The 12,025-nt window shown below is 44.8% G+C and carries 9 protein-coding genes, 2 tRNA genes and 3 pseudogenes; 12 read left to right on the forward strand and 2 right to left on the reverse strand.

What is annotated here, in order from left to right:
* Window positions 1-371, forward strand: a 371-nt coding sequence (locus BHV83_RS10775) for a family 43 glycosylhydrolase (RefSeq protein ID WP_286757507.1), incomplete at its 5' end; no start/stop codon positions are given.
* Window positions 372-412: 41 nt separating this feature from the next.
* Here the strand turns inward: BHV83_RS10775 and BHV83_RS10780 are convergent.
* Window positions 413-1,309, reverse strand: coding sequence for a helix-turn-helix domain-containing protein (locus BHV83_RS10780; RefSeq protein ID WP_286757508.1), 897 nt, complete (start codon window positions 1,307-1,309; stop codon window positions 413-415).
* A gap of 181 nt (window positions 1,310-1,490) precedes the next feature.
* Between BHV83_RS10780 and BHV83_RS10785 the strand changes: the two genes are divergently transcribed.
* From BHV83_RS10785 to BHV83_RS10795, 3 genes and pseudogenes are all read left to right on the forward strand, one after another.
* Window positions 1,491-2,672, forward strand: coding sequence for an aldo/keto reductase (locus tag BHV83_RS10785; RefSeq protein ID WP_122204211.1), 1,182 nt, complete (start codon window positions 1,491-1,493; stop codon window positions 2,670-2,672).
* Between the two features lie 14 nt (window positions 2,673-2,686).
* On the forward strand, window positions 2,687-3,712 hold the full coding sequence (locus BHV83_RS10790) for an alpha/beta hydrolase (RefSeq protein ID WP_005638932.1): 1,026 nt from the start codon (window positions 2,687-2,689) through the stop codon (window positions 3,710-3,712).
* 151 nt (window positions 3,713-3,863) lie between these two features.
* Window positions 3,864-5,415 (forward strand): annotated as a pseudogene (locus BHV83_RS10795) (ABC-F family ATP-binding cassette domain-containing protein).
* Here the strand turns inward: BHV83_RS10795 and BHV83_RS10800 are convergent.
* Window positions 5,412-6,890 carry a DUF3943 domain-containing protein gene (locus tag BHV83_RS10800; RefSeq protein WP_005638934.1) on the reverse strand — a complete coding sequence of 493 codons (1,479 nt, stop codon included), beginning with the start codon at window positions 6,888-6,890 and terminating at the stop codon, window positions 5,412-5,414. The pseudogene BHV83_RS10795 and the gene BHV83_RS10800 overlap by 4 nt on opposite strands.
* Before the next feature lie 156 nt (window positions 6,891-7,046).
* On the opposite strand from BHV83_RS10800, the gene BHV83_RS10805 reads away from it, so the two are divergent.
* The 8 genes and pseudogenes from BHV83_RS10805 to BHV83_RS10840 all read left to right on the forward strand — a co-directional run bounded on the left by BHV83_RS10805 (window position 7,047) and on the right by BHV83_RS10840 (window position 11,802).
* The gene (locus tag BHV83_RS10805) at window positions 7,047-7,658 is read left to right on the forward strand and encodes a trimeric intracellular cation channel family protein (RefSeq protein ID WP_005638935.1); all 612 of its coding nucleotides are present in this window, start codon (window positions 7,047-7,049) and stop codon (window positions 7,656-7,658) included.
* A gap of 18 nt (window positions 7,659-7,676) precedes the next feature.
* Window positions 7,677-8,747, forward strand: coding sequence for an asparaginase (locus tag BHV83_RS10810; RefSeq protein ID WP_022321773.1), 1,071 nt, complete (start codon window positions 7,677-7,679; stop codon window positions 8,745-8,747).
* Window positions 8,748-8,777: 30 nt separating this feature from the next.
* Entirely contained in the window at window positions 8,778-9,581 is an 804-nt protein-coding gene (locus BHV83_RS10815; RefSeq protein ID WP_005638939.1) for an MBL fold metallo-hydrolase, read from the forward strand.
* Between the two features lie 91 nt (window positions 9,582-9,672).
* Window positions 9,673-9,745, forward strand: a tRNA-Lys gene (locus BHV83_RS10820).
* 28 nt (window positions 9,746-9,773) lie between these two features.
* A tRNA-Lys gene (locus BHV83_RS10825) sits at window positions 9,774-9,846 on the forward strand.
* Between the two features lie 136 nt (window positions 9,847-9,982).
* A pseudogene (locus BHV83_RS10830) lies at window positions 9,983-10,225 on the forward strand (site-specific integrase); the annotation flags it as partial.
* A pseudogene (locus tag BHV83_RS10835) lies at window positions 10,179-10,402 on the forward strand (hypothetical protein); the annotation flags it as partial. The pseudogenes BHV83_RS10830 and BHV83_RS10835, both read left to right, overlap by 47 nt.
* Before the next feature lie 152 nt (window positions 10,403-10,554).
* Window positions 10,555-11,802: a hypothetical protein gene (locus tag BHV83_RS10840; protein WP_022321772.1), complete on the forward strand. Its 1,248-nt coding sequence runs from the start codon at window positions 10,555-10,557 to the stop codon at window positions 11,800-11,802.
* Window positions 11,803-12,025: the final 223 nt, after the last annotated feature.

The raw sequence follows: 12,025 nt of genomic DNA on the forward strand, positions 1-12,025 counted from the left end.
AGCTGGTGTTCGGAAAGGTGGTTGAAGGGCCTTCTATTGTCAAGCAGGGCGGGCTTTATTATATGTTCTACTCCGCAAATGACTTCAGAAGTCAGGATTATGCCGTAGGTTATGCAACCTCGGATTCTCCTTTCGGTCCATGGAGGAAAAGCGAGAAAAATCCGCTTTTGCATAAAGTGGAAGAACTTGTCGGAACCGGTCATGGTGCACCCTTTTTGGACAAGGCGGGCAGATACCGCTATATTTTCCATGCCCATAAAAGTCAGACGGAAGTGAACCAGCGAAACTCTTATATTATTGATATGTCTCTGACTGGGAAGGATCGTGTTTCGATCGGTGGTGGTTTGATACGTCCGGAAGTCGTGAAATAAATCTCTCTTTTTGACCGGGTGGGATGGCAAGGTTCAGTCAGTTAGTTTGCCATCCTGTACCCGTTGGGAGTATATCCTGTCATTCTCTTGAACCAACGGCTGAAATGCTGGGGATAAGGAAATCCCAGTTCATAAGATATCTCACCGATGGATTTCGAAGTATCGGACATTCGTTCCCGGGCTATATCCAATGTTTTCTGTTGAATATGTTTCAAGGCAGATATCCCGGTTTCTTTTCTTAACAAGTCTCCCAGGTAATTGGCCGACAGACAAAGTTTGTCGGCGCAATATTGTACCGATGGCATACCGCTTTCTGCTGGTGCATTTGAGGCGAAATAATCATCCAAAAGACTTTCGAAACGCGTCAGGATATCATGATTTACATTTTCGCGTGTAATGAATTGTCGGTCATAAAAACGAATACAGTAATCGAGTAGCAGTTTGATATTATCCGTTATCAGTGATTTGCTGTGTTTGTCGATGGGATGTTGTAATTCTGTCCGTATCTTTTCCATACATTCGAGGACGATTTTGCGTTCTTGTTCCGAAAGATGCAATGCTTCGTTTGCATTATAGGAAAAATAAGAATATTCTTTTATCAGACGAGCTAATGGTGTCTTTTGCAAAAATTCAGGATGGAAAGCCAATACCCAGCCTTCTGGTTGATGTAGCCTTCCGTCGTCTTCAGACCCCATTATTTGTCCGGGTGCCAGAAAAAGCATTGTGCCTTGCCGGTAGTCGTAACAGCTTTGCCCATATTTCAGCTGTCCGCAATCTGTATCTTTCAATAAGATGGCATATCGGTTGTATAACTTCCGGCAATACCGTAATGGCTTTGCCTTACATCCTTCGATGACGCTGACTGAGGGATGTAAAGTCTCTACTCCGAAATAGTCATTGTATTGCCGAACTGTGTCAATTTTCATTATTTCACTCATAAGCTATTCTCCTTGTGGATACAAAGTTACTTTTTTTGACAGAAATAGGATGCTGAAACGATAGGTTTATTAACCGATCGATGAAATTGGTATTTCTATCCGTAGTTTTGGTACGGACCGTGTGAATGTTCCTTTCTATTTTTGCAACAGAAAACAGAATATGTAAAAAATGCAACAGGAAATGGAAAAAGAATGGAACAATGAACATGGTATGAACCGTCGTCGTTTTTTGAGGCAGGCGGTATTGGCTGGTTCTACATTTTGTGTGGCTTCGACAACCGGGAAGGCGGTAGGCTCGGAACCGGCAGTAATGAATATATCCGGGAGACCGTATACTGGTCTTGCAGGTATGGCTGCTGTTCATAATCGGCGGACACTGGGTAGTGGCACTGCTGCCATGAACGTTTCGGCGATGGGATTCGGTTGCATGGGATTGAACCATCATCGCAGTCAGCATCCAGGTAAAGAGCAGGCGATTGCCTTGATACGTGAAGCGATAGAACGTGGCGTAACACTTTTCGATACTGCTGAAAGCTATGGCTATCATAAGAACGAGAAACTAGTGGGGGAGGCTTTGAAAGGTTATGAGGGGCGTGTGTTCGTTTCCTCTAAATTCGGGCATAAATTTGTAAATGGCGTGCAGATCAAGACGGAGGAGGATAGTACTCCGGCCAATATCCGCCGGGTTTGTGAAAATTCTTTACGCAATCTTGGTGTCGAAACGCTTGGTATCTTTTATCAGCACCGTATTGACCCGAATACATCTGTCGAAGTAGTTGCTGATACTGTCAAAGAACTGATTCGGGAAGGAAAGGTATTGCATTTCGGACTTTGCGAAGTGAATGCCGAAACAATTCGCCGTGCGCATGCGGTCTGCCCTGTTACGGCCATACAAAGTGAATACCATTTTATGCACCGCAATGTAGAAGAGAATGTATTGCCGGTCTGTGAGGAGCTGGGTATCGGCTTTGTTCCGTACAGTCCTCTCAACCGGGGATTCTTGGGTGGCATGATCAATGAATATACGCGATTCGAAGCGGCGAATGACAATCGTCAGACTTTACCGCGTTTTCAACCCGATGCTATTCGTGCCAATATGCGTATCGTGGAAGTACTTAACGTGTTTGGTAGAACGAGAGGAATCACTCCGGCTCAAGTTGCCTTGGCATGGCTGATGAATAAGAAGCCGTTTATCGTACCGATTCCCGGAACGACAAAACTTTCCCATTTGGAAGAAAATCTGCGGGCGGCAGAAATTCGTTTCACGGAGAGCGAAATGAGAGAATTGGAGGAGGCTGTTGCTGCCATTCCGGTTATCGGCAGTCGTTATGATGCTTTGCAGGAATCTAAAGTTCAGAAATAATTACAAGTATAGGAATGAAAAATCTGATTGCATTAGGTTTGAGTGTGTTGCTTTTGTTGGCTGCATGTTCCCGTAGTTCAGTATTGAAGATTGTCGAACAGGGCAGTTTTGCCGTTGGCGGTACGGTACTGACCGATTCATTGGGACGTACTTATCATGGCGACCATGCATACGTGTTTTATCAGAAGCCGGTTGATGCACAAAAATATCCACTCGTTTTTGCTCACGGAGTAGGACAATTCTCCAAAACGTGGGAGACGACACCTGACGGGCGCGAGGGATTCCAGAATATCTTTTTGCGTCGGGGATTCTCCACGTATCTTGTCGATCAGCCTCGTCGGGGGAATGCCGGGAGGGGAACGGAGACAGTTACTTTGTCGCCCGTTTTTGATGAAGAGATCTGGTTCAACCGTTTTCGTCTCGGTATTTGGCCTGATTTTTTCGACGGGGTGCAGTTCAGTCGTGACAAAGATGCTCTCGATCAGTATTTCCGGCAGATGACACCGACTGTCGGGTCTGTTGATTTTGAAGTCTATTCTGATGCATACGCAGCTTTGTTCGACAAGATAGGGCCAGCAGTTTTCGTCACGCATTCTCAAGGTGGTCCTGTCGGATGGAGAACGTTGTTGAAGACAAAGAATATCAAGGGAATCGTATCCTATGAACCGGGTGGGGGAGTCCCTTTTCCCGAAGGACAAGTTCCGGAGGAGGGAAAGATTCTGACACTATCCAGGAAAACGGAAGGGGTTGAAGTCCCTATGTCTGATTTTATGGAGTACACTAAAATACCGATTGTCGTATATTACGGAGACAATCTGCCGGAAACGGACGAACAACCAGAGTTATACGAGTGGACGCGGCGTTTATATCTGATGCGCAAATGGGCACAAATGTTGAACGAACTGGGGGGAAATGTCACGGTTGTCCATCTGCCGGAAGCCGGATTGCACGGTAACACACATTTCCCTTTCTCGGATTTGAATAATATTGAAGTGGCAGATTTGCTTTCCGCTTGGTTGCATGAGAAAGATTTGGACTGACGTTTTTGGGTAAAAGGATTTGTTGTTATTCTTTTAAAAAAGGTATTCGTTTAAAACGAAACTGCTACCGCTTCTAATTCAATTATTATCGTACCTATTTATTTCTTACCTTTGCCGCTCGTTTTATAAAAGCAATACATTTATATATTATATGATTTCAGTAGACGGACTAACAGTAGAGTTTGGCGGTAGCGCATTATTTTCGGATATATCTTTTGTCATTAACGAGAAGGACCGGATTGCCTTGATGGGAAAGAACGGGGCGGGTAAATCTACCTTGCTGAAGATATTGGCGGGTGTGCGTGAACCGACTCGTGGGAAAGTATCTGCTCCGAAAGATACCGTTATCGCATATCTTCCGCAGCATTTGATGACGGAAGATGGCCGTACGGTGTTTGAAGAGACTGCTCAGGCTTTCGTTCATCTGCACACGCGTATCGACATTGAGCGAGAAGTTCTATTCCATCGAGGAAATCAATTATGACGCCGATATAGAGAAGACTCTGTTAGGGCTTGGTTTCACCCGTGAAGACTTTAACCGTCAGACAAGCGAGTTCAGCGGTGGTTGGCGTATGCGTATCGAATTGGCAAAACTGTTGCTGAAGAAACCGGATGTGCTTTTGCTGGACGAGCCAACCAACCACCTCGATATCGAGTCCATCCAGTGGTTGGAAGATTTTCTGATCGATAACGGGCAAGCGGTCGTAGTGATCAGTCACGATCGGGCTTTTGTGGATCATATCACGACTCGCACGATCGAAGTTACGATGGGGCGTATCTATGACTATAAAGTCAATTACAGCCAATATCTGCAGCTGCGCAAGGAACGCCGCGAGCAGCAACAGAAGGCATACGACGAGCAACAGAAGTTTATTGCTGAAACGAAGGACTTTATCGAGCGTTTCAAAGGCACTTATTCCAAAACTTTGCAAGTGCAGAGCCGCGTGAAGATGCTTGAAAAGCTGGAAATACTGGAAGTCGATGAAGAAGACACTTCCGCTCTGCGCCTGAAGTTCCCGCCTTCGCCCCGTTCGGGTTCTTATCCGGTGACGATCGAGAATGTGTCTAAATCGTATGGAGACCATACTGTTTTCCGTAATGCCAATCTGACGATCGAGCGGGGTGACAAGATCGCTTTTGTCGGAAAGAATGGCGAAGGTAAATCTACGCTGGTAAAATGTATCATGAAAGAACTCGAGCATGACGGCACGTTGACGATCGGGCATAACGTGATGATCGGCTATTTTGCGCAGAACCAGGCTTCCCTTTTGGATGAAAACCTGACAGTGTTCCAAACGATAGACGATGTCGCAAAAGGGGATATCCGCAACAAAATAAAGGATTTGTTGGGGGCTTTCATGTTCGGGGGCGAGAATTCTGCAAAAAAGGTAAAGGTGCTCTCCGGTGGCGAACGTACCCGCTTGGCAATGATTAAACTATTGCTGGAACCCGTCAATCTGCTGATTCTTGACGAGCCGACGAACCATCTGGATATGAAGACGAAAGATATCCTGAAACAAGCCTTGATGGACTTTGACGGGACGCTGATCGTCGTTTCGCATGACCGAGACTTCCTGGACGGTCTTGTGACCAAAGTTTATGAATTCGGAAACAAGAAAGTGACGGAACATCTCGAAGGTATCTACGAGTTTCTGCAACGCAAGAAAATGGAAAATCTGAACGAGTTGGAGCGTAAGAATTAAATCCGTATCCCTAGCCCGAGCATCAGGTCGTAAGTGGAATAATCTACCCGGGGGTAATACCGGTAGTTCGTCCGTCGTGAGAAATAGCGGTTTGTCAGGGTGATGTTCCACTTGTCCATTAATAAATAAGCCAGTTTCATCGAGAAGATGGTCAGGCGCGCGTTTCCTGCATCGCCTTGAATGTTCAGGGTTCCGGGATCTGCCTGTGACCAGTCGATCTCTGGATCATATCCTTTCCAGGTAAAGATATGATAGTTTTCCATGTTGAGCAGGAAAGCCAATCGTCTGTTGTAGATGATGCCTGCACCGGCCTTGGTGCTGTAGCCGCTTCCTAAGTTATAATCCCGTTCGCCAAGCAGCATATAATCCGAAAGGCTGGCTCCCAAAGCGACGCCGTTTGCATACAGTTCGGCGTAAATATCCGTCTTGTCTCCCGATGTGGCCTGCTTGTAATAGATAAGGCCTCCTCCTGCTGCTGCCGGTGCTGCGATGCGGTAAGGAGGAACGGTCAGGTCGCTTCCGTCGCGGAGCTCCGAGTTATAGAAGTCGAAATGTTGGAATAATCCGGCGGAAAGGGAACGCGGCCCTTTCGTCCAAACAGTTTTTCCCCATAAGGCTCCGATGGCATTGACCTGGCTGACCACCGGCTGGGCAGAGAACAAATCCATTCCGAAGTTGAAGCGGAACCATTCATAGGGAGAATAAAAATCATCGTTGAAAGGATTCCCGTAGTCGATGCGGAAATTAATGTTCAGACTGGTCGTTCCCCGTTTCGAACCTTCTTGTTCTGCGAGGAAACGAGGTCCCATCGTGACGATAAAATTGACGGGAACGGAAGAGTAGGTTCGTCCTTTTGAAGAACCGTGTCGCCAGGCTTCTCCTGAAATGATACGGTTGAAGGCGCGGACCGGCGACAAAATGCCTGCCAATACCTCGCGCCCCACACGTTCGGCTCCCGACGAACGGTTGTCTATGAACAGGTCGGACAGCCGATAGGTGATTTCACCCAATTCGATTCCTCCGAACGTTGTCGCCAGCATGTCGTTGATCGAAGGCGGTTCATTCTCCATAAAGAACTCCCACATCAGACTGCCGCCGGCTGCAAACGGGGCGGATTGCCAGAAGTTCATACCGTTGCTGCGAGCTGCGTTGAAATAGAGTGAACCGTGATAAGGGTGGGAGAAAAGGTTTGTTGTGAACTGGTCGGTGTCCCATACCGGGCCTTTTTTGAAATTGCTTTTGATCGTATGCCCGTTGATATAAGCCCAATCCTCTTTTACGATATATCGGTCGAAGCTCCAGACGAGCATATTGAGTCCGAATGTTTCGAGTGCCGCTTTCCAAGGGCGGCGGGGTTGGAGTAGGGTTGAGTCACTTGTATAATGACGATGTGTAATTTGAGGTATATATTCTTGTCCCCGTATCCAGGGGAACGAAAACAGACAAATGAGTCCGGTTAGTATAAATTTCTTCATTTTTCCCTTAATTAGATAGTCATCAGCACCTTTTTGAATGCAAACTTATATATAATTAACAACCGGATGTTCGTTTGGTTTAAATAATTATCAGGTCATCTTTATAGAAAACCGCAACATTGCGAGGAAATACTTATTTTTGCAGAAAAAATCAAAATGATAGACTTTATTACGTTTTGCGATTACACCGGGACATTCGCTTTTGCGATTAGCGGCATCCGTTTGGCTTCTGCCAAACAATTTGACTGGTTCGGGGCCTATGTTGTCGGTGTGGTTACGGCGGTAGGAGGCGGTACGATCCGCGATATCCTGCTCAATGCCACCCCTTTTTGGATGGAACAAGCCTCTTATCTCATCATATCGGCTCTGGCGTTGCTCTTCGTTATCATATTCAGGAAATATGTGATTAGCTTGAACAATACTTTCTTTATTTTCGATGCGATAGGGCTGGGACTGTTCGGCGTGGTCGGTATCGAGAAGGCGCTGACATTCGGATTCCCGATGTGGGTGGCCATTGTGATGGGGACGATTACGGGGGCTTTCGGCGGTATGATCCGCGATATCCTGATTAACGAGGTTCCGCTGATTTTCCGAAAAGATATTTATGCGCTGGCATGCGTGTTCGGAGGCATTATTTATTACGCTTGCTTACAGATGGGTATCGGGCCGTCACTGACGCAGCTTATTGCTGCTACCGGAATATTCGTTTCACGGATAGTGGCAGTAAAATATCATATAAGCGTCCCTGTATTAAAAGGAGAAGAATAAAATTATTAACTTTGCGATATGACAGCAAGTGTAAACATTCAAAGTGAGAAAGCCTCGATCCTGCTCATCTATACCGGCGGAACGATCGGTATGATCGAAAATCCCGAAACCGGCGTGTTGGAATCGTTCAATTTCCAACATTTGAAGGATAATATGCCGGAACTGAAGAAGTTGGGGTATGCGGTTTCGACCATTCAGTTCGATCCGGCTATGGATTCATCGGAGATGGGGCCGGAGTCATGGATGAAGATCGTAAAGATTATTGCAGACAATTACCAGTTGTACGACGGCTTTGTCGTGCTTCATGGTACGGACACGATGTCTTTCACGGCATCTGCTTTGAGTTTTATGCTGGAAAACTTAAGTAAACCGGTCATCTTTACCGGTTCGCAATTGCCGATCGGTATGTTGCGGACCGACGGGAAAGAAAACTTGATCACCGCCATCGAGATCGCCGCAGCCAAGGAAAACGGTGTCCCGGTTGTGCCGGAGGTCTGTATCTTTTTCGAAAATGACTTGTTGAGGGGTAACCGTACGAGTAAGATCAATGCGGACAACTTCAATGCTTTCCGTTCATACAATTATCCGCCGCTGGCACATGCCGGTATCTATATAAAGTATGACACCGGGCAGGTTTACCATCCTGTTTCGAGAAAGCCGTTGAAGCCGCATTATCTCTTGGACCGGAATATTGCGGTGCTGAAACTTTTTCCGGGGATTTCTCCCCAGGTGGTGGAAAGCATCCTGAACATACCGGGACTGAAGGGAGTCGTGATGGAAACGTTCGGAAGCGGTAATGCACCGTGCTACGATTGGTTCCTGACGATGTTGAAAGAAGCGGTGAGCCGGGGAATTGTGATTGTAAATGTAACCCAGTGTAGTGCCGGAAGTGTAGAAATGCATCGGTATGAGACTGGTCATAAATTGTTGGAAGCGGGAGTGATAAGCGGTTTCGACAGTACGACCGAAAGTGCTGTTACCAAGCTCATGTTCCTTTTCGGCCACGGCTTGACGCCGGAAGAGGTGAAGGACCACATGAACTGTTCGCTGATCGGGGAGGTGACGATCCCCGACTCATTTCGCCCGTAATTCCTCTTAAGGACTGAATTGGAAATTAAAATGAAACTATCATTTCTGAGTTTAGCAAGTGGAAGCAGTGGAAACTGCTATTATCTGGGAACACCCGAATTCGGCGTGTTGATTGATGCAGGTATCGGTATTCGTACCATAAAGAAGGTGTTGAAAGATAAAGCGATCGATTTCTCCAAAATTGTTGCAGTCCTGATCACGCACGATCATGCCGATCATATCAAGACTGTAGGTTGTCTGGGAGAGAAACATTGTATTCCTGTTTATACGACAGAGGCCGTCCACCGAGGAATCAGCAAGAGTCGCTACGTGGAGGAAACGCTTGTCAGTTCGCGTAAGGTGATAGAAAAGGAAGTGCCTTTTATGATCCGCGATTTCCGCATTACTGCTTTCGAAGTCCCGCATGATAGTACCGATAATGTGGGTTATTATATCGAATATGGAGATCATAAGTTTACGTTGGCAACGGATGTCGGCCATATTACCGAAACGGTAAGTAAATACATGGGCATGGCGAACCACCTGATCATAGAAGCCAATTATGACGAGGAGATGTTGCAATTCGGCACGTATCCTGCTTTTCTGAAGGAACGCGTAGCCAGCCCGACCGGACATTTGAGCAACCGTGAAGCTGCCGAATTCCTCGCAACTCATTATGATCCCAAATTAAAAGATATCTGGTTGTGTCACCTGAGCCGTGACAATAACCATCCCGAACTTGCTTATAAGACAGTCGATTTCCGCCTGTTTCAAGAAGGGGTACGGGTTGGAAAGGATGTTTCCCTGCATGCTCTGAAACGGACTACACCGTCTGATATATTTGAATTTGATTAAAATTTTGTGTAAAAAACGCGGAAAAAGTTTGCGAAGAAAAATTAAACTCTTATCTTTGCACCCGCAATCGAGAAACAATGATAGCATGAATGACTTGGTAGCTCAGTTGGTAGAGCAAATGACTCTTAATCATTGGGTCGAGGGTTCGAGCCCCTCCCAGGTCACTCAATAGAAACAAAACCGACAAATATCGACTTGGTAGCTCAGTTGGTAGAGCAAATGACTCTTAATCATTGGGTCGAGGGTTCGAGCCCCTCCCAGGTCACAAGCTAAAAGGCCTTTTACAGCGTTTGCCTGTGAAAGGCTTTTTTATGATATAAATCGCCAATGGTTATGTAAATAAGTTTATTCCGGGAATTCATTTTCAACAACTTCGAGTATTTCCTGCGTACGAAGAAGAAATCACCCGCCGGCGCAAGACGAACACCGAGTCCAACATCCGCCTGCTGGACGTGCCCAAGCGCATCATAGAGAAGTCCAAGTGGCTGTCCAAGGACGGTCATGTATTTCCGGTACCAGGCAACAGTAGATGCAATGTCATATTGAAGGAACTTGGCAGGCAATGCGGTTTCAAGATACGGTTGACCTATCATGTTGCCCGGCATGAGACCGTTTCTCTCTTCGATAGTGGTGAAGGCTCTCCTGCTCCCTCTGCATTGCATGTACGGGTAGTTTTGCCCATATCCATGTCCGCCGGTATTGCCTGCCCTTTTCTTGGGAGAAACGGCTTATCGTAACGGGCGGCGTGACACAAACTTTTCCGGATATAGAGAAACATTCTAGAAAAAGACTGGAAGACAAGCTATTATTGGACTGTATAGCAACAAAATTATATTTTTCTCAATAAAACTAATTATTTTTTTTCTTTTTATGAATATATATGTTATATTCGTAATATGTGAAAGGCCTTTTTATTATCTAATATCTGTTAGAGTTTGTTCTACTTCGTATTTAAATAATAAAAGCAATTAAGATGAAGTTTTTTATCAATTCATATTTTGGTGATAATCAATCTATTGGTTTATTATCCCACATTAAAAAACGGCTTCCTTACGGGATGGATGATCAATGGATGGTGTTCAGCCATTATACGGAAAGAGGTTGGACTGTCGATAACTTGTGGCATATCTTCACTGATTTTTATGGTGGGCAGTATGCTCCGCTTGCCTTTTTGAGCTATTTGGTGTTATATGCCGGTTTCGGCTATGATCCCTTTTATTTTCATATGTTTAGTTTGTTGTTGCATATCGGTTGTGTCTGTTTGGTTTGGAAATTAATCTCTTCCCTTCTACGTGTGCATGGAGGAGTGAGTGAAAAGCAAATTTTATATGTAAACTTTATTACAACGCTTCTTTTTGCAGTCCATCCGATTAACGTGGAGGCTGTTGCCTGGATCAGTGCGTTGAAAGTGTTGTTATATGCTTTTTTCTATCTCTTGGGGCTACTTTGTTATTTACGTTATATACGAACATCAAAGATTTTTTATTATGTATTAACGATAGGGTGCTTTCTTTGTTCTTTTTGGGGAAAGGAACAGGCTGTTACTTTTCCACTGGCATTGTTGATCGTCGATTGGTTTACGAACCGGAATATGAAAAATCTTGAGGTCTGGAGTGAGAAAATGTCGTTTCTCATTATGGCATTCTTTTTTGGAATTATTACTGTTCTTTCTCAAGGGAAAGGGCCTTATGAAATGATTTTCCCATTATATCAGCGTTTACTTTTTGGATGTTTTGCCTTAGTAGAATATATTACTAAAAGTTTGCTGCCCGTTAATTTGAATTTCTTTTATCCATTTCCTATAGTATTGGGGGAGGAACCGCCCTTACACTATTACCTTTATCCGGTAGTGCTATTGTTTCTTATGGGGTGGATCATAGCTTATCGGAATAATCGATATTTGGTATTCGGTGTATTGCTGTTTCTTGTCAACTTATTGTTCTCAATACATCTTTTTAATATGTCTCGTCATGCCATTGTGGCCGATAGATATATGTATTTGAGTTATGTTGGCATTGCTTTCCTTATAGCAAATGGAATTTGGTGGTTGAGAAAACGATTATCTTATTTTAAAGCTGCTTTGGTCTTTCTTTTCTTCTATTGTTTCTTTTTGTCAGTATATACTTTTCATTATACAAAAAAGTGGGAAAACACAACGATGGTGAAGAAATACACAAAAGAAGTATTAGAAAAAAGGTTGAATGGAAGTAATCATTTATAGACAATTAAAATTTTAAGGTTATGTTAAATGGTAAAAAAATCTTATCAGTTTGTGGAGCAGTCGCTCTGTTGCTGGGTGTGGGAATGAATCTTCGGCATTCGCTGAATGATTACGGTATGGGTACTAATAGTCTAAGTACATTTGCCTTGGCACAGACCAGTTCTTCTTCCGGATCCGGATCCAGTTCATCGGGGAGTGGATGGTTTTGGACATTAAAAGAAAC

The sequence above is a fragment of the Parabacteroides sp. merdae-related_45_40 genome, assembly GCF_001915675.1.